At 66.7% G+C, this 22,945-nt stretch carries 21 protein-coding genes; 14 read left to right on the top strand and 7 right to left on the bottom strand.

Annotated elements, in window-relative coordinates; translation table 11 throughout:
- Window positions 1-63: 63 nt before the first annotated feature.
- A complete protein-coding gene (locus tag EBE87_RS10080; RefSeq protein ID WP_199707100.1) occupies window positions 64-981 on the top strand; it encodes a LysR family transcriptional regulator in 918 nt (305 codons plus the stop codon).
- Window positions 982-998: 17 nt separating this feature from the next.
- Here EBE87_RS10080 and EBE87_RS10075 read toward each other — a convergent pair whose 3' ends face one another.
- From EBE87_RS10075 to EBE87_RS10060, 4 genes are read right to left on the bottom strand one after another with little or no spacing between them, the layout of a single operon-like run.
- The gene (locus EBE87_RS10075) at window positions 999-1,661 is read right to left on the bottom strand and encodes an ABC transporter ATP-binding protein (RefSeq protein WP_120636770.1); all 663 of its coding nucleotides are present in this window, start codon (window positions 1,659-1,661) and stop codon (window positions 999-1,001) included.
- On the bottom strand, window positions 1,648-2,418 hold the full coding sequence (locus EBE87_RS10070) for an ABC transporter ATP-binding protein (RefSeq protein ID WP_120636769.1): 771 nt from the start codon (window positions 2,416-2,418) through the stop codon (window positions 1,648-1,650). Before EBE87_RS10070 ends, EBE87_RS10075 begins: the two co-directional genes overlap by 14 nt.
- Window positions 2,415-3,356 (bottom strand): branched-chain amino acid ABC transporter permease, encoded by a 942-nt coding sequence (locus EBE87_RS10065; RefSeq protein ID WP_120636768.1) that lies wholly within the window; start codon window positions 3,354-3,356, stop codon window positions 2,415-2,417. Before EBE87_RS10065 ends, EBE87_RS10070 begins: the two co-directional genes overlap by 4 nt.
- On the bottom strand, window positions 3,353-4,288 hold the full coding sequence (locus tag EBE87_RS10060) for a branched-chain amino acid ABC transporter permease (RefSeq protein ID WP_120636767.1): 936 nt from the start codon (window positions 4,286-4,288) through the stop codon (window positions 3,353-3,355). The genes EBE87_RS10065 and EBE87_RS10060 overlap by 4 nt, the downstream gene beginning before the upstream one ends.
- Before the next feature lie 390 nt (window positions 4,289-4,678).
- On the opposite strand from EBE87_RS10060, the gene EBE87_RS10055 reads away from it, so the two are divergent.
- From EBE87_RS10055 to EBE87_RS10005, 11 genes are all read left to right on the top strand, one after another.
- Window positions 4,679-5,428 carry an SDR family oxidoreductase gene (locus EBE87_RS10055; protein ID WP_120636766.1) on the top strand — a complete coding sequence of 250 codons (750 nt, stop codon included), beginning with the start codon at window positions 4,679-4,681 and terminating at the stop codon, window positions 5,426-5,428.
- Window positions 5,429-5,512: 84 nt separating this feature from the next.
- Complete coding sequence (locus EBE87_RS10050) at window positions 5,513-6,559, top strand: zinc-dependent alcohol dehydrogenase family protein (RefSeq protein WP_233560076.1); 1,047 nt, start codon at window positions 5,513-5,515, stop codon at window positions 6,557-6,559.
- Between the two features lie 331 nt (window positions 6,560-6,890).
- Complete coding sequence (locus EBE87_RS10045) at window positions 6,891-9,029, top strand: acetate--CoA ligase family protein (RefSeq protein WP_120636764.1); 2,139 nt, start codon at window positions 6,891-6,893, stop codon at window positions 9,027-9,029.
- A complete protein-coding gene (locus EBE87_RS10040) occupies window positions 9,026-9,871 on the top strand; it encodes a MaoC/PaaZ C-terminal domain-containing protein (RefSeq protein WP_120636763.1) in 846 nt (281 codons plus the stop codon). Before EBE87_RS10045 ends, EBE87_RS10040 begins: the two co-directional genes overlap by 4 nt.
- The gene (locus EBE87_RS10035) at window positions 9,868-10,935 is read left to right on the top strand and encodes an acyl-CoA dehydrogenase family protein (RefSeq protein WP_120636762.1); all 1,068 of its coding nucleotides are present in this window, start codon (window positions 9,868-9,870) and stop codon (window positions 10,933-10,935) included. The genes EBE87_RS10040 and EBE87_RS10035 overlap by 4 nt, the downstream gene beginning before the upstream one ends.
- Window positions 10,932-12,077: an acyl-CoA dehydrogenase family protein gene (locus EBE87_RS10030; RefSeq protein ID WP_120636761.1), complete on the top strand. Its 1,146-nt coding sequence runs from the start codon at window positions 10,932-10,934 to the stop codon at window positions 12,075-12,077. The genes EBE87_RS10035 and EBE87_RS10030 overlap by 4 nt, the downstream gene beginning before the upstream one ends.
- A 61-nt stretch (window positions 12,078-12,138) precedes the next feature.
- The gene (locus EBE87_RS10025) at window positions 12,139-13,134 is read left to right on the top strand and encodes a Bug family tripartite tricarboxylate transporter substrate binding protein (RefSeq protein ID WP_233553035.1); all 996 of its coding nucleotides are present in this window, start codon (window positions 12,139-12,141) and stop codon (window positions 13,132-13,134) included.
- Window positions 13,135-13,148: 14 nt separating this feature from the next.
- A complete protein-coding gene (locus EBE87_RS10020; RefSeq protein WP_120636759.1) occupies window positions 13,149-14,321 on the top strand; it encodes a thiolase domain-containing protein in 1,173 nt (390 codons plus the stop codon).
- Window positions 14,322-14,325: 4 nt separating this feature from the next.
- Window positions 14,326-14,727, top strand: a complete 402-nt coding sequence (locus EBE87_RS10015; RefSeq protein ID WP_120636758.1) for a Zn-ribbon domain-containing OB-fold protein — start codon at window positions 14,326-14,328, stop codon at window positions 14,725-14,727.
- Between the two features lie 8 nt (window positions 14,728-14,735).
- Window positions 14,736-15,650, top strand: coding sequence for an SDR family NAD(P)-dependent oxidoreductase (locus EBE87_RS10010; RefSeq protein ID WP_367604569.1), 915 nt, complete (start codon window positions 14,736-14,738; stop codon window positions 15,648-15,650).
- A gap of 72 nt (window positions 15,651-15,722) precedes the next feature.
- On the top strand, window positions 15,723-16,940 hold the full coding sequence (locus EBE87_RS10005; RefSeq protein ID WP_120636756.1) for an ABC transporter substrate-binding protein: 1,218 nt from the start codon (window positions 15,723-15,725) through the stop codon (window positions 16,938-16,940).
- Window positions 16,941-16,983: 43 nt separating this feature from the next.
- On the opposite strand, the gene EBE87_RS10000 is transcribed toward EBE87_RS10005, so the two are convergent.
- The 3 genes from EBE87_RS10000 to EBE87_RS09990 all read right to left on the bottom strand — a co-directional run bounded on the left by EBE87_RS10000 (window position 16,984) and on the right by EBE87_RS09990 (window position 20,837).
- A complete protein-coding gene (locus EBE87_RS10000) occupies window positions 16,984-17,985 on the bottom strand; it encodes a Bug family tripartite tricarboxylate transporter substrate binding protein (protein WP_120636755.1) in 1,002 nt (333 codons plus the stop codon).
- A 93-nt stretch (window positions 17,986-18,078) separates the two neighbouring features.
- Entirely contained in the window at window positions 18,079-18,885 is an 807-nt protein-coding gene (locus EBE87_RS09995; RefSeq protein ID WP_120636754.1) for an IclR family transcriptional regulator, read from the bottom strand.
- 572 nt (window positions 18,886-19,457) lie between these two features.
- Window positions 19,458-20,837 carry a deoxyribodipyrimidine photo-lyase gene (locus tag EBE87_RS09990; RefSeq protein ID WP_120636753.1) on the bottom strand — a complete coding sequence of 460 codons (1,380 nt, stop codon included), beginning with the start codon at window positions 20,835-20,837 and terminating at the stop codon, window positions 19,458-19,460.
- A 128-nt stretch (window positions 20,838-20,965) separates the two neighbouring features.
- On the opposite strand from EBE87_RS09990, the gene EBE87_RS09985 reads away from it, so the two are divergent.
- Window positions 20,966-22,006, top strand: a complete 1,041-nt coding sequence (locus EBE87_RS09985) for an amino acid ABC transporter substrate-binding protein (RefSeq protein WP_120636805.1) — start codon at window positions 20,966-20,968, stop codon at window positions 22,004-22,006.
- A gap of 77 nt (window positions 22,007-22,083) precedes the next feature.
- On the top strand, window positions 22,084-22,869 hold the full coding sequence (locus EBE87_RS09980; protein WP_147425942.1) for an SPL family radical SAM protein: 786 nt from the start codon (window positions 22,084-22,086) through the stop codon (window positions 22,867-22,869).
- Window positions 22,870-22,945 lie beyond the last annotated feature (76 nt).

The following is a 22,945-nucleotide window of genomic DNA, read 5'->3' as shown; positions in this document are numbered from 1 at the left end:
TCTGGCACGGAGACTGGCACTGATTCTCCCATAGGTCCAATATATGGAACCGCTGCAACCTCCATGGTCCGGGATATGGATCTCCGCCATCTCCGCTACTTCATCGCCGTCGCCGAGGAACTGAGCTTCACGCGCGCCGCCAGCCGCCTGGGCCTGGGGCAGCCGCCGCTCAGCCAACAGATCCAGCAACTGGAGCGGGAAGTCGGCGCGCCCTTGTTCGACCGCCTGCCGCGTGGTGTCGCGCTGACGGCGGCCGGGCAGCGGATGCTGCGGGATGCCAAGGAGATCCTGGCCCGCAGCGAACAGGCGGTGCTGAACGCGCGTCGCGCCGCCTGGGGTGAGTTGGGGCTGCTGCGCATCGGCTTCACGCCCTCCGCCTCCTTCAACCCCTTTGTCACCGCCAGCATCCGGGATTACCGGCAAGCCTATCCGGATGTCCGGGTGGAGTTAATGGAGGCCACGACAGCGCAGTTGCTGGAGGGCTTCCAGACGCACCGGCTCGATGTCGCCTTTATCCGCCCCGCATCGGGCGAGACCGGCCAGTTGCCCTGCCGCCTGCTGCTGCGGGAGGAGATGCTGGTGGCGCTGCCGGCGGGCCATCCGCTGGCCGGGCGGCGCAGCATCCCCCTGACGGCGCTGAAGGGAGAGTCCTTTATTCTCTACCCGCGCCGCAACGGGCGGGCCCTGTACGATGCCATCGTCGAGGCCTGCGAGGCCGCCGGCTTCAGCCCGCGCGTGGCGCAGGAGGCGCCGCAGATGGCCTCCACCGTCACGCTGATTGCCAGCGGCATCGGCATTTCGCTGGTGCCAGCCTCCATGGGGCAGTTGCTGGCGGAAGGTGTCACCTACCGCCCCCTGCGCGGCCCCGCGCCCCGTGCCGATCTGAGCCTGGTTCACCAGACCGACACCGCGCAGGAGGTGACCAGCGCCTTCACCCGACTGGTGCTGGAGCGCGCCAGGCGGGCGGGTCCCTCCACCTGAACCCCTCCTGACAGGCTTCAGGCCTGTCCGGCTTGTATCTCGCCCCGTTCGATGACGAAGGTCTGGTCCACCAGGGATTGCAGCAAGGCCGGGCTGCTCTCGGTGATGAGGATGGCGACATCCGGCAAGGCGGTGCGCAGGCGGCCCAGAGCCTCGGCATAGCGAAGCGCCAGCGCCGGGGCGAGGCCCTGGAAGGGTTCATCCAGCAGCACGGCGCGGGTGCCCACCATCAGGGCACGCCCCAGCGCCACCATCTTGCCCTGGCCACCGGAAAGGCCGGCGGCCTTGCGCGGGCCGAAGTCCCGCAACTCCGGCAGCAGGCCGAAGACCATCTCCAGCCGCCGGTTCAACTCCTGCTCGGGCAGCTTCAGCACCTCCGCCGGCAGGCGCAGGTTCTCCAGCACCGTGAAGCTGCCGAAGAGCCGCCGCTCCTCCGGCGCATAGCCGATCCCAAGCGAGGCGCGCTGGTGCGCAGGCGCCTCAGCGCAGGCCTTGCCGTCGATCGTGATCTGGCCGCCGCGGACCGGCAGCAGGCCCATCAGAGTGCGCAGGGTGGTGGTCTTGCCGGCGCCATTGCGGCCGATCAGCGCCACGCGCGCGCCGGCCGGCACCGCCAGATCCACGCCGCGCAGCACCGGTGCCCCGGCGATGTCCACCGAGACCTGCTCAAGCCGCAGCATGGGGCGCCTCGCCGGGACGGATGCCGATGACCTCGCGCTGCACCACCGGGTCCGACAGGACCTGCTCCGGCGGCCCCAGCGCGGCGATTCTGCCCTGGCCCCAGACCGCCACACGGTCAGCGATGCGGGCGACCACATCCATGTCATGCTCGACGAAAACCGCCGTGACCCCGGCATCCCGCAGAACCCGCGCCAGGGTCTCCACCACCGCCATCTTGTCGGCGGCGGCGACACCGCTGGTGGGCTCGTCCATCAGCAGCAACTGCGGCCGCATGGCCACCGCCATGGCGATGTCGGCCAGCTTGCGCGTGCCTTCGTTCAGTGCATCGGCACGCTGATGGGCATTTGGCATCAGGCCGAAGCGGTTGAGGAGATCCTCCGCCTCCTCGCGAAAGGCAGGGCGCAGCAGGGGGCGGAAGATGGAGAAGACCCCTTCCCGCGCCGCCACGGCCAGGGCCGCGTTCTCCAGCACCGTATGCTCGGTGAAGAGCTGCGGCAGCTGGAAGGAGCGCGCGATGCCCATGCGGACGATGTCACGCGGCTTCATGCCCAGCACCTGCCGGCCGCGGTAGGTGATCGAGCCAGCCTGAGGCCGCAGGTAGCCGGTGCTCATGTTGATGAAGGTGGTCTTGCCGGCGCCATTGGGGCCGATGATGGCGAGGAACTCACGCTCCAGCACATCCAGGTTGATGCCATCGGCGGCCTTCACCCCGCCGAAGGCCAGCCACAGATCCTGCGCGGAGAGCAGCACGCTCATGCAACCTTCCTCCGGCCCAGCAGGCCACGGGCCATGCCCACCAGTCCCCCCGGCGCGAAGAGGATGACCAGCAGCAGCACCAAGCCCAGGATGAGCTGCCAGGCATCGGCGAGGTTGGCCGCGGCATAGACCCGCGTCAGCTCATAGACCACGGCCCCCAGGAAGGCGCCCAGCACGCTGCCGGCGCCGCCAAGGATGGCAATGAAGACCAGCTCTCCCGAGGCCGTCCAATAGGCCAGGGCCGGCGTGACATGGCGGCTGGTGAGCGCCACGAGGCTGCCGCCGCAGCCCGCCATCAGGGCCGAGAGCACATAGGCGGAGAGCAACACGTAACGCGCCGGCACGCCCATGAATTCCAGCCGCGCTTCCCGCGTCTTGATGCCCGCCAGGGCCTGCCCCAGCGGCGCCGCGAGGTAGATGCGGATGAAGATGGCGAAGCCGACGGCCAGGACCAGCGCCAGCGTGAAGACCGCCCAGTCATAGGAGGCGCCGGTGAGTTCCACGCCCAGGAAGGTGGGCATGGGCAGGCGGATGCCGTCCGTGCCATGGGTGATGGTGTAGAGCTTCTCCAGCAACGAGTAGAACACCATGCTGAGCGCGAGATTCAGCATGCCGAAGAAGATCTCGCGGTACCGCATGACGAAAAGGCCGATGATCAGACCGGCCAGTGCGGAGACGAGTGCCGCCATGGGCAGCAGCAGCAGCGCTTCCCGCATCTGCGGCGCCACGAAGGCCACCGCGTAGGCGGCGATGGCGACATACATGGCGTGGCCGAAGCTCACCTGCCCTGCGCGCAGCAGCAGCAGGATACCCAGCACCGTGATGCCCTTGGCCAGGGCGATGGTCAGCACGAAACGCAGCCATGGCACGGCCCAGGCCAGCAGCACCAGCAATGCCGCACCCAGGATGGCGGCGAGGATTTCCAGGCGGCCTGTCATATGCGCCGTGTCTCCGTCACGCCGAACAGCCCCTGCGGGCGCACCAGCAGAACCAGCACCATGATCAGGTAGGGGACCACGACTTCCAGTTCCGGCTCCAGATAAACGGCGATGGAGCGGCCAAGGCCGATCATCACGGCGGCGATGGCGGCGCCCTCGATCTGCCCCAGCCCGGCTGTCGCGACGACCGCGAAGGAGAGCACGATGGTGGAGGCGCCGACGCCCGGCACCATGGATGTCATGGGCGAAGCCAGCGCCCCGCCCAATGCCGCGAGGGCGGCACCGAAGGTGAAGGTCAGCATGGTGACCTTCGCGGCATCGATACCCTGGGATGTCGCGGCCTCCCGGTCGGTCGTCACGGCTACAATCACACGTCCCGCCAGGGTGCGCCGCATGAACCAGGCCAAGCCAACCAGGGTTAGAAGCGCAACGCCCGGCAGCACGTAAAGCTGGTAGGCGGTATAAGGGATGACGTCCGTGCCGAAGGGCACATCCACCGTGCCCAGCAGGCGCATCGGGGTATCGTTGGAGACGGGCTGCACACCCCAGATGAGCTTCTGAACATCCTCCAGGATCATGAACAGCGCGAAGGTCACCAGCAGTTGCAGGACCGGCTCCTGGTTCTGGACCCGCTTCAGCAGCACGCGCTCGATCAGCGGCCCCAGAATGGCGCCGACGAGCGCGGCGGCGATTACCAGGGCGGGATAGCAGAGCCATCCCGGCAGGCCCCGCGAGGTCAGGAACAGCGTAAGGGATGCGGCGCTATAGGCGCCGATCGCGTAAAGGCTGCCATGGGCCACGTTCAGGATACGCATCACGCCAAAGACGAGATTCAGGCCGACAGCGACCATGAAGATAGAGGCGGCAGAGGCGAGACCATCCAGAACCGCCAGGCCGAGCAGCAAACCATTATCGGAGAGCCACGCCAGCATCGAGCGGTACTCCTTCAGACCAGGATACTCAGCGTTGCGGCCACAGCGTCCTACGCCGTTCCAGTAAGGGTACCTTTCCCTGCGGAAGGCATCCTGTTCACGCAGGATGCCCTAGAGAAAGGCAAGGCAGAACCAGCGGAATCCGGGGAATCTCGGAGCGCATGTTATCCTCCCTGTGACACTTCTGTCATTTTCCTGGCAGTCTTTCATGCGCGTATCAGGTCGTCAACTCACGAGGTGAGTGGCACACCTCCACACGGCTCAAACGTGAAACGCCCTCACAAGGCAATCAAGATGCTCTAGGCATCGGCGGCAGCGAAGACCATCATCCCAAGAGGCGGCAAAACCGTCCACGTCCAGGGTAGATCATCAGAAATGGAGGAACACAGCATGCGTCTTGCAGGCAAGTCCGCGCTCGTCACCGGCGGCGCCTCTGGCTTCGGGACCGGCATTGCCCGCCTCTTTGCCGAGCAGGGAGCCAAGGTCACCATCATGGACCTGAACGGCCCTGGCGCGGAGGAAGTGGCTAAGTCCATCGGCCCCAATGCCACCGCTTTCCAGGGTGACGTCACCTCCCATGCCGATACCGAGGCTGCGGTGGCCAGGGCCGCCGCACATGGCGGACGGCTGGACATCGTCGTCAACAATGCCGGCTGGACGCATCGCAACAAGCCGCTGCTGGACGTAACAGAGGAAGAATTCGATCGCGTCTATGCCATCAACGTCAAATCCCTGTTCCACATGGCCCGGGCGGCGGTGCCGCGCATGCGGCAACAGGGCGGCGGCGTCATGATCAATATCGGTTCCACCGCCGGCATCCGTCCCCGGCCGGGGCTGACCTGGTACAACGGCACGAAAGGCGCGGTGAACCTGCTCTCCCGTTCCATGGCGGTGGAGCTGGCGCCGGACAAGATCCGCGTCAACTGCGTCGCGCCGGTGATGGGCGTGACCGGCATGCTGGAATCCTTCATGGGCATGCCCGACACGCCGGAGAATCGCGCGAAGTTCCTGGCCACCATTCCGCTCGGCAGGTTGTCCACGCCAGAAGACATCGCGGGTGCCTGCCTTTACCTGGCATCGGACGAGGCCAATTTCGTCACCGGCGTGGTGCTTGAGGTCGATGGCGGAAGGACCGTCTGAATCATGAAGACACGTGCCGCCATCCTGCGCCAGTCTGGCCTTTCCCGCCCCTACGCGCAAAGTCAGCCGCTGAGCATTGAGGAGGTGGAGCTGCGGCCGCCAGGGCCGGAGGAAGTTCTCGTCAAGATCGCCGCGGCCGGCCTCTGCCATTCGGACCTGTCCGGCATCAATGGCGACCGGCCCCGCCCCCTGCCTGTCGCTCTGGGCCACGAGGCTTCAGGCGTGGTGGTGGAGACGGGTTCGGGGGTGACGGACCTCGCCGCAGGCGACCATGTCGTGATGTCCTTCCTGCCGGTCTGCGGCCACTGTCCTTCCTGCTCCGATGGCCGGGCCTCCCTCTGCCAGCCGGGACACGCCGCCAATGCGGCCGGCACCCTGCTCTCCGGCAAGCGCCGCATCGTCTGCGACGGTGCAGAGGTCAATCACCACAGCGGTGTATCCGCCTTCTCTGAGTATTCGGTGATCCACCGCCGTTCGATCGTGAAGATCGATCAAGAGATCCCCTTGGTTCAGGCGGCGCTGTTCGGCTGCGCCGTGATGACCGGCGTCGGCACCGTGTTGAATACCTGCGGCGTTCGGCTGGGGCAGAGCGTGGCGGTGGTTGGCCTCGGTGGCGTCGGCCTTTCATCGGTTCTGGGCGCGGTTGCGGCTGGAGCAGGCCAGGTCATCGCCATCGACCTCTCTGCCGAGAAGCTCAGAATCGCGCGCGACCTCGGCGCCACGCATGCTTTCCTGGCGGATGATCCTGATATCCAGGAATCCGTGCGTGAACTGACGGACGGGGGTGTTGATCATGCGGTCGAGATGGCGGGCGCTGCGGCGGCCTTTGAACTGGCCTTCCGCCTCACGCGCCGTGGCGGCACCACCGCCACGGCGGGGTTGGCAAGCCCCAACAGCGTCTTCCATATTCCTCCGGTGCCTCTCGTGGCCGAGGAGCGTGTCATCCGCGGCAGCTACATGGGCAGTTGCGTACCGTCACGGGATATCCCACGCTACATCTCGCTGTTCCGCAGCGGAAAGCTGCCTGTAGACAAGTTGCTATCCTCGACTGGGCCACTGGAAGGCATCAATGCGGCCTTTGATCGCCTAGATCGCGGCGAAGTGGTGCGTCATGTGGTTGTGATGCCATGAACACCCACAGCAGGACACCACCTTCCCTGTTCTGGTGACTGGGGCGGGGCGGACGGCCACGCCGATTCAGCACGCAAGGCGGCCATGACACGCATTACTTCGCTGGGTGGCATGGAGTAGCGCTATTCGGCGCCTGCTCCATGCGATGCTCGATAGCCTCAAGCGCCCTGCCTGACCTGAGAGCTCATTACCTTTTTATATATGGAACGCCATTTCCGTTGTTGAAAGGCTTGCCGGAGCCGATTAGCCTTCCTGCAAGCCGCAAAGGCGATACCCAAGGGAGGAGGACAGCCGATGGCGCCACCTGGCGTGCGGCTGTCCCAGGACAGGAATGGACGCATTGCCCCAGGCTGCTGCCGCGCCACCTCAGTCCATGGACGCGCTTTCGGCGCTCTTCGCACCGCGGTCGGTCGCCATCATCGGTGCTTCGGGGGATGCGACCCGGATCGGCGGACGCCCGATCGCCGCCATGCTCGAACGTGGCTATGCCGGCACCATCCTGCCGGTGAATCCCAACCGGGAGACGGTTCAGGGTCTTGCCGCCTATCCATCCGTGGCCGCCCTGCCCATGGTGCCTGATGCTGCCATCATCGCCGTTCCTGCCGAGGCGGCGGAAACAGCCATCGCAGCACTTGCGGAACGTGGCACCCGGGCAGCCATTGTCTTCAGCGCGGGCTTCGCCGAGACCGGGGAGGACGGCGCCGCAGCCCAGGCGCGGCTGCTGGCAAAGGCCCGCCAGCACGGAATGCGCCTGCTGGGGCCGAACAGCCTTGGCCTGTTCAATGCAGCACAGGGCTTCTACGGCACCTTCAGTTCCTCGCTGGAACGTGGCTATCCGGTGGTCGGCCCGATCGGCATCGCCAGCCAGTCAGGCGCCTATGGCATGCACCTCTTCAGCATGGCCCGCGATGAAGGCATGGGCCTTTCCTGCTGCGTCACCACCGGCAACGAAGCGGATGTGAATGTCGGCGACCTGATCGGCTGGATGGCACAGGACCCCGCCACGGAAGTCATCGCCGCCTATTCCGAGGGGATTCGCGACGCCCCCAGCTTCCTGGCGGCGCTGGATCTGGCACGGCGGAACCGCAAGCCGGTTGTCATGATGAAGGTCGGCCGCAGCGAGGTCGGCAGCGCCGCCGCGCGGTCGCACACCGCCTCCATCGCCGGCGATGACGCTGTCACGGACGCCGTGCTGGCCGAATTCGGCGTGGTGCGTGCCCGCACGACGGAAGAGTTGCTCGATATCGCGCGGCTGGCGACGCGGCGCATCTACCCCGTCGGCAACACGCTAGGCGTGTTAACGGTCAGCGGTGGCGCGGGCGTGCTGATCTCGGATGCCGCGCAGGCCGCCGGCCTGCCCATGCCGCCGATGCCGGAATCGGCGCAGCAGGCGCTGCGTGAGGTCCTGCCCTTCTGCGCGCCACAGAACCCGGTGGATTGCACGGCACAGGTGTTGAACGACGTCTCGCTGGTCGGGCGCTTCGCCGATGCTTTGGTCAAGGATGGGGGATACGGCTCCATTCTCTGCTTCTTCACCCATGCCGGCGGTGCTCCATCCATCGTGCCGCGCCTGCGGGGGGAGCTGCGTGCCATGCGCGCTGCCTTCCCCGACCGGCTCTTCGTGCTTTCGGTGCTGGCCGATCCACCGCTAGTGCGGGACTTCGAGGCCGATGGCTTCGCGGTTTTTCCCGATCCTTCGCGCGCCGTAGTGGCGATCCAGGCCATGGGGCGGTTTGGCGATGCCTTCGCGGCCGCACCGCCCGCGCCCCCACCGATCCTGCCGCCCGTGACGCTGCCTGCGCGGACACCGAGCGAGGCGGAGGCCAAGCGCATCCTATCCGAAGCGGGGATCGAAGCCGCGCCGGAGAGAGCCTGCGCCAGTGCCGATGAAGCGGTGGCCGCCGCAGAGGCGCTGGGCTATCCGGTGGTCCTCAAGATCCTTTCGGCAGATATCCTGCACAAATCCGAAATCGGCGGCGTGCTGCTGAACCAGATGGATGCTGTGTCCGTGCGGGAAGGCTTCGCGCTGCTGCAACAGCGGGCGGCCTCGTCGGTGCCTGGGGCGCGGATCGAGGGCGTGCTCGTCGCCAGGCAACTCGCCGGCGGCGTGGAGTGCATCCTGGGCGTGCATCGCGACCCGGTGTTCGGGCCGGTTGCCATGTTCGGGCTGGGCGGCATTTTCGTCGAGATCCTGAAGGATGTCGCATTCCGCCGCTGCCCCTTCGGCGAGGATGCGGCGGAGGCGATGATCCGCTCAATCCGCGGCGCACCGGTGCTGTTGGGTGCGCGCGGGCGACTGCCGGCAGATATCCCCGCCCTTGCTCGCATGCTGTCGCGGCTTTCGGTCTTCGCGGTGCAGGCTGGTCCGCAACTGGCGGGCATCGACCTGAACCCGGTCTTCGCGATGCCGGAGGGCCAGGGCGCCTTCGTGGCGGATGCCGTGATCGACATCACGGAGGGCGCGGCGTGATCGACTACGACACGTTGCGGCATTTCCCGATCCCCGAGGTACGGCAACGCATCACACCCCGTGATGCCGTCTTCTATGCCCTCTCGGTCGGGCTTGGTCAGGACCCGCTGGACGAGCGGCAACTCGATTTCGTCGATAGTCATCGCCAGTTGCGAGCCCTGCCCTCCATGGCGGTGGTGCTGGGGCATCCAGGCTTCTGGCTGGGCAATCCAGCCACGGGCGTCGATGCCGTGCGGATCGTGCATGGGGAACAGTCGCTGACGCTGCATCAGCCCTTGCCGGTCGAAGGCGAGATCATCGCCCGGACCCGTGTCACCGGCCTGGTGGATAAGGGTGAAGGCAAGGGTGCCCTGCTTTATTCCGAGAAGGAGCTGCGGGACGCGAAGGGCACCCTTCTGGCGGTCACCGGCAGCACGACCTTCCTGCGCGGGGATGGCGGCTTCGGCGGCCCCTCAGGCCCGGTGAAGCCCCCCAACGCGATGCCTGAGGCGCCGCCGGAAATCGTCCTGGACCTGCCTACCCGGCCCGAACAGGCGCTGTATTACCGCCTGAACGGCGACGACAATCCGCTGCACGCCGCCCCCGCCATCGCGACACGGGCAGGCTTTCCGCGCCCGATCCTGCATGGTCTCTGCACCCTGGGCGTGGTGGCGCATGCCCTGTTGCGGGCTCTCGGGAATTATGAGGCGCCATCCATGAAAAGTCTCTCCCTCCGCTTCTCCGCGCCGGTTTATCCGGGCGAGACCATCCGCACCGAGATCTGGCGCAACGGCGCCTTCCGCGCCCGCGTGGTGGAGCGTGACGTGGTGGTGGTGAACAACGGCGCGGCGGCCTTCGCATGAGCGCCGCGATGGAGGAGGACCGCGCGGAGTCCATCCGCATGATCCGCGACAGCGCGGCCGGCATCGCGCCGCGCGGTGGAGACCGCCGCCGGATACGCGAGCTGCGCTTCCGGGAACCGGGATACGACCCTGCCATGCTGCGGCAGATGGGCGAGCAAGGCTGGATCGGCCTTCGGGTGCCGGAAGCGCTGGGTGGCGCCGGGCTCGGCCTGCGTGAACTCTGTGCCCTGACCGAAGAACTCGGCGCGGCGCTGGTGCCTGAACCGCTGATCCCGGCTGCACTTTCCGCCGTCCTCCTGACCGCCGCGGAGGCGGAGGAACCGCTGCAACAGATGCTCTCTGGCGAGACCCTGCTGCTCACCGCTTGGCAGGAGGCCCCGGCCACGTTGGAGGCGCCGGGGCATGCCGGGGCGCCGCGCCTCTTCATCCCCGCCGCCGGCGGCGCCACGGGCTTCCTGGTGCCGGTGGCGCAGGATGGCCGGATGGCTTTGCGGCTGCAGCAGGGCGGCGCGGGACTAACGCTGGAACGGGCCCAGGATGGCGGCTTCCTCGGCACGTTGCAGCCCGGCGAGGGCAAGGTGATCGTGGCCGATATCGGTCCCGCCTTGCAGGATGCGCTGGATGAAGCCGCCCTGGCCACGGCGGCCTATCTGCTCGGGGTCATGGATCAGGCCTTCGCGCTGACGCTGGATTATCTCCGCACGCGCCAGCAGTTCGGCAGGCCGATCGGCAGCTTCCAGGCATTGCAGCACCGCGCGGCCGATCTCAAGATTCAGGTGGCGCTGACCCGGGCCAGCATCGATTCAGTGGCAGCCCTGATCGACCGGGGAGATGCACCACCCGCCGCCCGGCGCGCCGCCGTTTCTCGTGCCAAGGCCCGTGCCGCCGATGCCGCCTTGCTGGTGACCCGGCAGGCCATCCAGTTCCATGGCGGCATCGGCTACACGGACGAGGCGGATATCGGCCTCTACCTGCGCAAGGCCATGGTGCTGGCCAACGCCTTCGGCTCTGCCGCCTTCCATCGCCGCCGCTTTGCCGCCGATGCCCGGGAGGACGAGGCATGACCGACCTGAGCACATTGAGCGACGAGGACTTCCGCGCCGAGGTGCGCCGCTTCATCGAGCAGGAATACCCGCCCGAACTGCGCCACCCACGTCACCGGCTGCACTGGGAACAGGGCCGGGCCTGGTTCAAGGCGCTGCGCGCCAAGGGCTGGGTGGCGCCGGGATGGCCGCGCGAATACGGTGGCCTGGGGCTCAATGCCTCCCAGCAGATCATCCTGATCGAGGAATACGAGCGCCATGGCGTGGCGCGCCTGCCAGACCACGGCATCGTCATGCTGGGGCCATTGTTGATCCGCTTCGGCACCGAGGCGCAGCGGCAGCGTTTCCTGCCCAGGATTCTGGCGGGCGAGGATATCTGGTGCCAGGGCTATTCCGAGCCCAACGCGGGCTCCGACCTCGCCTCTCTCCGCACCGAGGCCGTGCTGAAAGGCGATCACTACGTCGTCAATGGCCAGAAGATCTGGACCACCCTCGCCACGGACGCCAACTGGATCTTCTGCCTGGTCCGGACCGACAAGACGGCGAAGAAGCAGGAAGGTATCAGCTTTCTGCTGATCGACATGAAAAGCCCCGGCGTGATCGTGCGACCGATCATCAACCTCGCCCTACATGACGAGTTCTGCGAGGTCTTCTTCGACAACGTCCGCGTACCGCGCGAGAACCTTGTGGGCGAGCCTAACAAGGGCTGGAGCATGGCGAAGGCGCTGCTGGGCTTCGAACGCATCTTCCTCGGCTCGCCACGGCAATCCGGATATGCGCTGGCGCGGCTGAAGCTGTTGGCGGAGCGGATGGGCGTCTTCGAGGATGCTGATTTCCAGGACCGCTACACCCGGCTGCGTCTGGACCTGGAAGACCACAAGGCTCTGTACGAAACCTTTGTCGCCATGCTGCGGCGGGGGGAGACGCTCGGCCCCGATGTTTCCATGCTGAAGCTGCACCAGGCCGAATTGTTCCAGCGCATCACTGAGCTGATGCTGGAGATCGCTGGCGAGAATGCCGGACTGCTGGAGCCCATGGGCGGCAATGGCGACCTGCACCCGGCCGGCCAGTTCATCGAGGCAAGGCCCACCACGATCTACGGCGGCAGCTCGGAAATCCAGCGCGGCATCCTCGCGAAGAACGTGCTGGAGTTGCCAGGCTGACAGCAACGCGGAAGCCGCCAGGTACAAGGCCGCACCGCCAGGAGGTCACAGGATGAGAGTGATGACGACACGCCGTGGCCTGCTTGGCGCAGCGGCCATGGGGCTTTCACTACCCATGCTGGCACGGGCGCAGGGGGCGGCGTGGCCGCGACGCAGCGTCAAGCTCGTCATCCCCTTCCCACCCGGCGGCACGACGGATCTGATCGGCCGACTGCTGGCGGAAAAGTTGTCCTCCCGGCTGGGGCAGACGGTGGTGGTGGAGAACCGCTCCGGCGCCGGCGGCAACATCGGTGCCGAGGCGGTCGCGAAGGCCGAGCCGGATGGTTATACCTTCCTCATGGCCTCGGTCGGCACGGCGGCCATCAACTACGCTGTCTATGGTACTCGGATGCCCTTCAGGCCGCAGGACCTGGCGCCTGTGGGGCTGGTGACCAGGGTGGCCAATGTCGTGCTGGCAGCGAATAACAGCGGCATCACCGATATCGCTGGCCTGCTTTCGCGCGCCAGGGCGGCGCCCGGCAACCTCAACTACGGCACGGCAGGCATCGGCAGCAGCACGCATGCCTGCATGGAACTCTTCCAGTCGCTGACCAAGACGCAGTTGCAGCATGTCCCCTATCGCGGTTCCGGTCCGATGCTGACGGAGGTGGTGGCAGGGCGTGTGCAGCTTGGCTGTGACAACATCCCTACCGCGCTGAACTTCATCCGCGACGGCCAGATGCGTGCACTGGCGGTGACGAGCGCCGAACGCTCCACCGTGCTACCGGATGTGCCGACGCTGCGCGAGGCCGGCGTCGCGGGCTTCGATGCCACTTCCTGGTTCGGCGTACAGGCGCCCGCCCGCACGCCGGAGGCGGTGGTCGCCCGCATGGGTGAAGCCATCGACGCCATCGTGCGCGAGCCAGAGTGGAATGCGCGGATGCGGGACTTCGCCGCCGATCCGCCACGCTTGACCGCCGAGGGCGGCACCACGCCAGCCGCCTTTGCCGCCTTCATCGCAACAGAGATCGCCCGCTGGGCGGAAGTGGCGCAGTCCAGCCACATGACGGTGGAATAGCAGGGAGTGAAGCATTGAGCATCCGGGGTAAGGCCTGCATCGTCGGTGCCTATGAGCATCCGACACGCAAAGCCGAGGACAAGAGCACGGCGCAATTGCATGCAGAGGTGGCGCTCGGTGCGCTGCGCGATGCCGGGCTGACGCGCGCCGATGTGGACGGTTATTTCTGCGCTGGCGATGCGCCCGGCATGGGGCCGCTCAGCATGGCCGACTACATCGGGCTCAATGGGCTGCGGCATGTTGATTCCACCGATGTCGGCGGCAGTTCCTACCTGCTGCATGTCAGTCACGCGGCGCAGGCCATCGCGCTGGGCCGCTGTAATGTCGCGCTGATCACCCTCGCCGGGCGGCCACGTTCCGAAGGTGTGGCCACCGGCACGGCACCTCGTGCCGGCAACCCCGCGCAGCCGGATGTGCAGTTCGAATATCCTTACGGCGCCGCCATCGCCAACATGTATGCGATGTGCGCCAAGCGCCACATGCATGAGTTCGGCACTACCAGCGAGCAATTGGCCTGGATCAAGGTGGCGGCCAGCCATCATGCCCAGCACAACAAGCACGCCATGTTGCGCAAGGTGGTGACAGTGGAGGAAGTGGTGAACTCCCCGCTTGTGGCCGACCCGCTGCACCGGCTGGATTGCTGCGTCATCAGCGATGGCGGCGGCGCGCTGGTGGTAGCTCGGCCAGAGATTGCGCGTAGCCTGAAGCGGCCGGTGGTGACGGTGCGCGGCGCTGGCGAGGCGGTGAAGCACCAGATGGGCGGCGAGCTGGACCTGACCTATACTGGTGCCCGCTTCTCCGGCGCCCGCGCCTTCGAGGAAGCTGGCGTGACGCCGGCGGATATCAAATACGCCAGCATCTATGACAGCTTCACCATCACCGTGCTGCTGCAACTGGAGGACCTCGGCTTCTGCGAGAAGGGCCGGGGTGGCCGCTTCGTGGCTGATGGCAACCTGATCAGCGGCGTCGGTCGGCTGCCTTTCAATACGGATGGCGGCGGGCTCTGCAACAACCATCCGGCCAATCGCGGCGGCATCACCAAGGTGATCGAGGCGGTGCGGCAATTGCGCGGTGAAGCGCACCCGGCGGTGCAGGTGAAGAATTGCGACCTTGCGCTGGCGCATGGCACGGGCGGCTCGCTCGGCACCCGCCATGGCAGCGGCACGCTGGTCCTGGAGAGGGAATGAAGCCATGAGCGAACAAACCGCGCAGCGCGTGCCGCCCTCGCCCGTGCCGGACCCCTCGACCCGCGCCTTCTGGGACGCGGCACGGGAAGGAACACTCCTGATCGGCCGCAACATCCGCACAGGCCGCGTGCACTACCCGCCCCGCCCCGTCTGCCCCTTCGATGACGAGGGGGAGGTGGAATATGTCCCCGCCAGCGGCAAGGGCACGATCTACACCTTCAGCATCATGCGGGCCAAGACACCCTACGTGATCGCCTACGTGGAACTGGCCGAGGGGCCGCGCATCATGACCAATATTGTCCATTGCGACATGGCGGCGCTGCAAGTGGGCCAGCCTGTGCGCCTGACCTTCGTGGACAGCGAAGCAGGCCAGCCCATTCCCATGTTCACCCCGCTTGAGGATTGACCGACATCATGTCCATGTTGGAAGGAAAGGTCGCGGTCGTCACCGGCGCGGGTGGCGGGATCGGCCGGGAAATCGCGTTGGCTATGGCACTGGCCGGCGCGAGGGTCGTGGTCAATGACATTGGCGCTTCGCTCACCGGTATTGGCGAAACCTCCGCCACGCCCGGCGAGCAGACCAAGGCCATCATTGAGCAGCGCGGCGGCCAGGCCGTCACCAATACCGACAGTGTCGCCGATTGGGAGAGCGCGCAGCGTATTGTCGCCAGCGCCATCGATGCCTTCGGCCGGATCGATATCGTGGTCAACAATGCCGGTATCCTGCGGGACCAGATCTTCCACAAGATGACGCCCGAGGAATGGCGCGCCGTCATCGATGTGCATCTGAACGGCAGCTTCTATATCTCGCGCGCGGCGGCGGGGCACTTCCGGGCGCAAGGCTCCGGCGCCTATGTACACATGACCTCCACTTCAGGTCTGGTCGGCAATGTGGGGCAGGCGAACTACTCGGCGGCGAAGCTCGGCATCACGGCTCTGTCTAAATCCATCGCGTTGGACATGCACCGCTTCGGCGTACGCTCCAACTGCATCGCACCCTTCGCCTGGAGCCGCATGACCAGTTCCATCCCGGCGGAGACACCGGAGCAGAAGGCGCGGGTGGAGAAGCTGAAGCAGATGACGCCGGAGAAGAACGCGCCCCTGGCCGTCTTCCTGGCCAGCGATGCCGCGAAGGATGTGAATGGCCAGGTTTTCGCCGCGCGCAACAACGAGATCTTCCTGTTCAGCCAGCCCCGCCCGCTCCGCAGCACGCACCGCGGCGAGGGCTGGACTCCGGAACTGATTGCCGAGCACGCTATGCCGGCCTTGCGTGCGCAGTTCCTGCCACTGGACCGCAGCCCGGACGTGTTTTCCTGGGACCCGGTTTAGCCTCGCCTCCTGGCAGGAGATGCATGGCACGGGAGCTTCCACACAGAACAAAATTTAGGGGGAAAGAGAGGAATGTTCGGACGCAGAGTGCTTCTGGCCGGCGCCGCCCTGGCACCGCTCGGCTCCCGTCTGGCAAAGGCCCAGGCCCAGCCTATCCGCCTCGCGGTGCTCGGGGATTTCTCCGGACCCTACCGGCATCTCTCCGGCCCCACAGCGGTTGCCTGCGTGCAGCAGGCGGTGGAAGATTCGGGCATCCGCCAGAAAGGCATCACCGTGGAGGTGCTGCAGGCCGACCATCAGCAGAAGGCTGATGTAGGACTGGCCACGGCGCGCGAGTGGTTCGACCGCGGCGGGGTCGACGTGGTGCTGGAGGTGAATAATTCCTCCATCGCCCTCGCGCTGAATGCGCTGGTGCGGGAGAAGGACAAGATCCATCTCAATACCGGCGCCGCCACCTCCGAACTGACAGCCAAGGCCTGCAGCCCCAATACCATCCAATGGACCTACGATACCTATATGCTCGCCCGCTCTTCCGGCGTGGCTACGGTGCAGGCAGGGGCGGATACCTTCTTCATCATCGCCGCCGACATGGCCTTCGGCCACCAGATGGAGCGCGACGTCACGAAGTTCGTCGAGGCCGGCGGCGGCAAGGTGGTCGGCGCGCTTCGCCATCCCTTTCCTAGCACGACGGATTTCTCTTCCATGCTGGTGCAGGCGCAGCGCAGCCGGGCCAAGGTCGTCGCCTTCGCCAATGCCGGGGCGGATTTCATCAACTGCGTGAAGCAGGCGCATGAATTCGGCCTGATGGCACGCGGCCAGAAGCTGCTGGGAACCATCGCCTTCATCAACGACGTGAAGTCCCTGGGGCTGGAGACGACGAAGGGTCTGCTGCTGACCGAGAGCTTCTACTGGGACCTCAACGATCGAACCCGTGCCTTCACGAAGCGCGTGCTGCCGAAGACGCCGGACAATTACCCAAATCAGACACATGCGGGCAATTACTCGGCCGTCATTCATTACCTGAAAGCCGTAGCGGAGGTCGGTGCCGCGCGGGCCAAGGCGTCCGGCCGCGACGTGATCGAGGTGATGCGCCGCATGCCCACGGATGACGATGCCTTCGGTGCCGGCAGCATCCGCGTCGACGGGCGGCACCTGCATGACGTGCATCTCTTCGAGGCCAAGGCTCCAGCGGAATCCACGCATCCGTGGGACCTGCTGAAGCTCGTCCGGAGCACGCCGGCGGCCGAAGCCTTCCGTCCGCTTTCGGAAGGCGGCTGCTCTCTGGCCTGACTATGCTTACCGGGCGGCGGCTTTCGGCGCCGCCCGGCATGCTTCAGCCGATGTCCATCTGCAGCCCTTCCTTCCGCACCACGCCTCCCCATTTCTCGATCTCGGCCTGGACGAAGGCGCTGTATTCGGCTGGTGTGCCATAGGCCGGCACGCCACCCATTTCGGCGAAGCGCCGCTGCGTCACCGGCAGTTCCAGCAGTGCCTTGATCTCGGCATTCAGGGCCTGCACCACCGGTTCTGGCGTGCCGGCGGGAAGGAAGGCGCCGAACCAGGTGCTGACATCGTATTGCGCCAGCTCCGGCATGGTTTCCCGCAGCGCGGGCAACTCCGGCATCTGCGGGTTTCGGTCGGCACTGGTGACGCCCAGCCCGCGCACCTGCCCCGCGCGGATCTGCTCGACGGAACTGGTGAGGTTATCGAAGCCGAACTGCACGTCACCCGCCACCATTCCCACCATCGCCGGTCCCGCACCCCGGTAATGGATCGCGGTGGCCTGCGTGCCGGTCAGCTGATGGAACCAGACGCCGGAGAGATGCGGCGACTGCCCAGGGCCGGAGGTACTGTAGTTCAGCTTTCCCGGATTCTCCTTCAGGTAGCGCACGAAGTCCGGCACCGTGCGTACCGGCAGCGAAGGGTGCAGCATCAGCGCATTCGGCCCGCGGATCATGTTGGAGACCGGGATGAGCTGGTCAGGCCGGTAGGACAGGCCGCGGAACAATGAATAAGCGATGGCCTGCGGGCCGATATTGCCAATCAGGATGGTATGGCCATCTGGCTTGGCGCGGACTACCTCCGCCGCGCCGAGCGTTCCGCCGGCGCCGGAGCGGTTGTCTACCACGACGGGCTGACCCCATCGCTCTTGCAGAAAGGGGGCCAGCAGGCGCCCCATGATATCCGTCGTGCCACCGGCGGCAGCGGGCACGACGATGCGGACAGGCTGGCTGGGCCGCCAGCGGCCCTGGGCACGGGCAAGGCCGGGCACCGCCAGCCCCGCCACCAGTAAAGCGCCATGTTGCAACAGGACACGACGGGCTGATCGGGTCATGGTCGTCCTCCTTCGCGGTCAGCCTGTGCCGGCGATCCGCATCGGAAGATTTTGCGGCAAGTCCTGCCTGGGAGTCATTCCAAATCGGGAATGCTATTCACTATCTGGTAAAGGGCGGGGAAAGAGCGCCTTACCGGTCAGCTCCGCCAGGTCGCGTAGTTCGGCGCCAAGGCGCGGCGAGACCGTTGGATCATATTGCGCCGTGATGGTGATGCCGCTGATGCCGAAGCGCGGCCGCCCCTCCTGATCCGTCACCAGCGCTGCGATGGTGGTGAGGCCGCGGTAAAGGTGGCCGGAATCGATACTCCATCCATTTTGCCGCGCCGCCTGCACATCTGCCCAATAGGCTTCGAAACTGGGCGGGGACTGCCAGCGGAGGGCGGCGAACCGCTGGCGAAGTTCATCCTGCTTCAGCGCCAGTGCCGCCGCCACGCAGCGGCCGACGGCGCCCACCAGCATTGGAAGCCGGATGCCGATGGCCATCTCCACCCGCACCGCCGCGGGGCTATAGGCGCGGTCGATCAGGACGATGTGCCCATCCTCGGTCACGCGCCAGAGCACGATGATCATCTCGTATTTCAGGGCGAGCTGCTGCAGCTCCGGCTGAAGAAGCTCCGCATGGCTCATCCCCAGCAGGCCCGCCGCCAGCTCGGCCACGGCAAGGCCCAGCGCATAGGTCTTGTCCTTTTCGTGGAAGGAGACGTAGCGCGCCCGGGCCAGGGTCCGCAGGATGTTGAAGCAGGTGCTGACGCTGATGCCCGTGCCCCGCGCGATGGCGGCCACCCCCAATGGCGTGGTGGCCATGGACAGATAACGCAGGATGCCGATGGCATGGACCACGGCACCCACGTCGCGCTGGCCCGTCGCCTTGCCGGGTTCAAGAGAGGAACGCTCGCCCATTCAACAGCCTGCTCCGATAGGAGGGCCAATCTATGGCAGCGGAAGAGCTTGGCAAACCTTGCGCCCTGAGTTGCCACGCCAGGGGATCAACGCAATGCGTCCAGCCAGCCCAACAGAAACGTGCCTACCACGGACAGGAGGACGCAGAGCAATAGGCCGAGCGCGAGGAGCGCGCGGCGGGTACCAGGGCCCTTGGTGGTATCTTCAGATTGGCCTCGCATGCGCAATGAACGCAGTCGAAACGACAAGGTGACGGCCCCGCTATACCTCCCTGTCTTTTGTTCCCGGACGGCACGCCAGCGATGGCCCGTACGCGCGGGCCGATAAGAGCGGCTGGTCAGCCCCCTTCCTGCTGCGCACAAGCTGTCCACCCACTGATCCACAGGTCTGTCCCCGCAAACTGTGGAAAAGTCTCTGGCGATATGCAGGCCGGGGGATTCAGCGCAGCCCAGGCCCGCAAGAGGAATCGGCCGGGGATCGGCATCCTGCGCCAGCCGCTGCGTCGCACATGGCCATCTTCGCCGGCTACCAAGGACGTGCGGCCTTGCGTACTGGTGCTTGCTGCCTCAGCCTCAGTCCTGCTCCGCCGCCGCCAGCCGCGCCACTTCCTGCACATAGCCATCGGCATCGAATTTCTTCAGGCTGGCCGGACCCATGGAGCGGACACTGCCATAGACCGGGCGCGACCCCCAGGGCCGGTCGTGCAGGCCGAACAGCCAGCCGACGTTGGTGAAGGAATTCGCATCCCGGCCATCGAGGAAGTAGCGGTTGTTGAGGCGCAGCGCCGTATCCCAGGCCTCCTCTGGCGAGGCCGACCATTCCACGATCTTCTTGCCCCAGTACATGCGCATGTGGTTGTGCATGTAGCCGGTCTCCCGCATCTCGGTCATGGCCGCGTTCCAGTAGCGGTCATGGGTCAGGCCCAGTTCGAACTGCTCGGGCGAATAAAGGAAGGGGCGCGGGTCGTCCCGGCGCGCATCCAGTGTCTTGCGTGCCCAGGCCGGCACGGCGGCGGCGTATTCGTCGTAGCGTGGTTCGTAGTGCAGATGGTTCTGCGCCAGTTCCCGCCGCACGATCAGCTCTTCCAGATAGGCGGCGCGGTCATCCCCATCCCCGGTCGGTGCGCCCCGCACCGCCAGCGCCAGGGCCACGGGGGAAATCTGGCCGAAGTGCAGGTAAGGGCTCATGTGGGAGGCCGCACCCGCTTCCGGCCGCCCACGGCCGGTGGCATAGCCGCCGAAAGCATCTTCCAGGTAATCGCGCAGCCGCGCCTCAGCCTGCGCCGTGCCACCGCGAAAGCGGCGCACGGGGCGGACGCGCTGATCCGCCTTCAGGCTGGCCACGAGGCGCGGCACGTCGCTGAGGTCGAGCGTGCTGTCATCCGGCAGGCCGTGCGCGCGGTGCAGGACCTCCCGCTCCTCCAGCGGCACCAGGTAGTCCGGCAACAGCCGGTTGATCTTCGGGCGAAAGGTGCGGGCCGCGAACTCATGCTTGGGCGAGGCAGTCTCCACCGGCACCACCACGTCGCCCTCGACCTGCACGACACGGCAGGGCGCGCGGCCAGCGAAATCGGCCTGGAACTGCCGCGCCAGGCGCAGCTCGCTGCGGTCGCAGACCACCAACGCCGCCTTCGCGGCATAGCGCAGGGCCGTTTCCACCGGCGGCGCACGCCGCGCCACGAAGCCGATGCCGCGCTGCCTCAGTGCCGGCCCGATCTCCGCCATGCCTTCCAGCAGGAAGCTCCAGTGGCGGGCATTCACTTCGGGAAAGCCCTCGGCGAGGCCGTAGCAGACCAGCACGGGCAGGCCCCGCGCATTCGCCTCCTCCACCGCATACTCCAGTGCCGGATTGCAGCGCACGCGCTGTGACAGCCCCATCCAGTACAGGACATAGGCCGGCGCCTCCCCCTCAGGGGCTTGGTTGATGGTCTTGATGCGGCTTTGCTGGATCATGGTGCTGCGATGTGGTGCCGGACTGCCGGTTGACTACTGCCCAGTGGGCAGAATGCCGCTCGGGGCATGTTACGCGCCGTCGCCCCAGGCGTTGTGCCGGCACCGAGGATGCGGACGGAGAGATGACCATGGCACTGCGAAAAGGATGGCATTGGGGTCTGGCCGGGCTGGCGCTGGGACTGCTCGGCGCCGCAGGTGGGGCAGCAGCCCAGCGGGGCGCGCCTGCCGATACCCTGGCCGCCGTGAAGGAGCGGGGGGTGCTGGCCTGCGGCGTCTCCACCGGTGTCGCCGGCCTGTCCCAGGCGGACAGCCGGGGAGAATGGCGGGGCATCGACACCGATTTCTGCCGCGCCGTCGCCGCGGCGGTGCTGGGTGACGCCACCAAGGTCCGCTTCGTTCCCACCACGCCGCAGAACCGCTTCACTGCGCTGCAATCGGGCGAGGTGGACCTGCTGGCGCGCAACACCACCTTCTCCTTCGGCCGCGACGTGGGTATTGGCCTCAGCTTCACCGGCGTACTGATGCATGATGGCCAGGGCTTCATGGTCAAGAAGGCGCTGGGCGTCTCCTCGGCCAAGGAGCTGGATGGCGCCACGGTCTGCCTGCAGCCCGGCACCACCACGGAGCTGAACCTGACCGACTGGTTCCGCGCCAACAACCTGAAGTTCACCCCAGTGGTGATCGAGAATTTCCAGGAAGTGGTGGGGGCCTTCCTGTCCGGCCGCTGCGACGTCTATACCACCGACCGCTCCGGCTTGGCCTCCACCCGCGCCGCTCAGGGCGACCGGGCGGCAGATTACGTCATCCTGCCCGAAACCATCAGCGCGGAGCCGCTGGGGCCGCTGGTCCGCAAGGGCGACTGGCGCTGGTTCGACATCGTGCGTTGGACCAACAACGCCCTGGTGGCGGCCGAGGAGCACGGGATCACCGCCGCCAATGCCGAAAGCCGCCACAATGACGCCAGCCCCGAGGTGCAGCGCCTGCTCGGCACCAGCGGCGAATTCGGCAAGGCCCTGGGGCTGGAGAATGGCTGGGCTTTGGCCGCCATCAAGGCCGTGGGCAACTACGGCGAGATCTGGCAGCGCAACCTGGCGCCGCTGGGCCTGCAGCGGACGCAGGACCGACTGGCGCGCGATGGCGGGCTGATGTGGTCGCCGCCATTCCGCTAGATTGACGGCGGCGGCGGCGATGGCCGGCACGGCGGGTTGGGCCTAGCCCATCGCCGCCCGGCCACCCTTCGCGGATCGTGGCGAGACCCCACATCATCGCCATGCCCGCTGCACCCTTCTGGACCCCCAAGCGCCTGCTGGTGACACCGGCCGCCCTGCGCTTCGACCATGGCGCGGCCATGGTGGAGCGCGCCGCGGCGGCGGGCACCGAGATCGTCCGGCTGCCGGCCGACAGGCTGAGCGCACTGCCCGCAACCTACCGCGACGCCAAGACCACCATGGCCGTGGTGGTAGCCTCGCCCAGCCGCCGCCGGCCACAGCCGATACCGCCCTCGGCCGACTGGCGGTTCGACTTGGCCGAGGGATGCCCGGCGCATTGCCAGTACTGCTATCTCGCAGGCTCGCTCGCCGGGCCGCCGATCATCCGTGCCTATGCCAATCTGCCCGAGATCCTGGCTGAACTGCCGCCCCTGCTGGGCCAGGGCAGCGTCACCTCGCGCTCGAAGGCACGGCGGGACGAGGGCACCACCTTCGAATGCTCCTGCTACACCGATCCGCTGGCCATTGAGCCTCTGACCGGCAGCCTCGCGGTTGCAATCCGCCACTTCGGTGCATGGAACGCCCCCGTGCAACTCCGCTTCACCACCAAGTTCGATGCCGTGGCGCCGTTGCTCGGCCTGCCGCACGGTGGCCGCACGCGCATCCGCTTCTCGCTCAATGCACGGGCGGCGGAACAATATGAAGGCGGCGCGCCCCGCATGCCGCGCCGCCTGCAGGCCCTGCGCTCCGTCGCGCAGGCAGGCTACCCTGTCGGCATCACGTTGGCTCCCATCCTGCCCCTGGTGAACTGGCGGGAGTGTTGATTTTCGCTGAGACCTGACCCGGCGTTTTCATCGAGAAATGACCCGGCCAGGAATATGTCCTGCGGGCTGTGGCCGC

It is taken from the genome of Teichococcus wenyumeiae, assembly GCF_003696345.1.
GTDB classification, from domain to species: Bacteria; Pseudomonadota; Alphaproteobacteria; order Acetobacterales; family Acetobacteraceae; genus Pseudoroseomonas; species Pseudoroseomonas wenyumeiae.
This window is presented reverse-complemented; position numbering and strand designations above follow the sequence as displayed.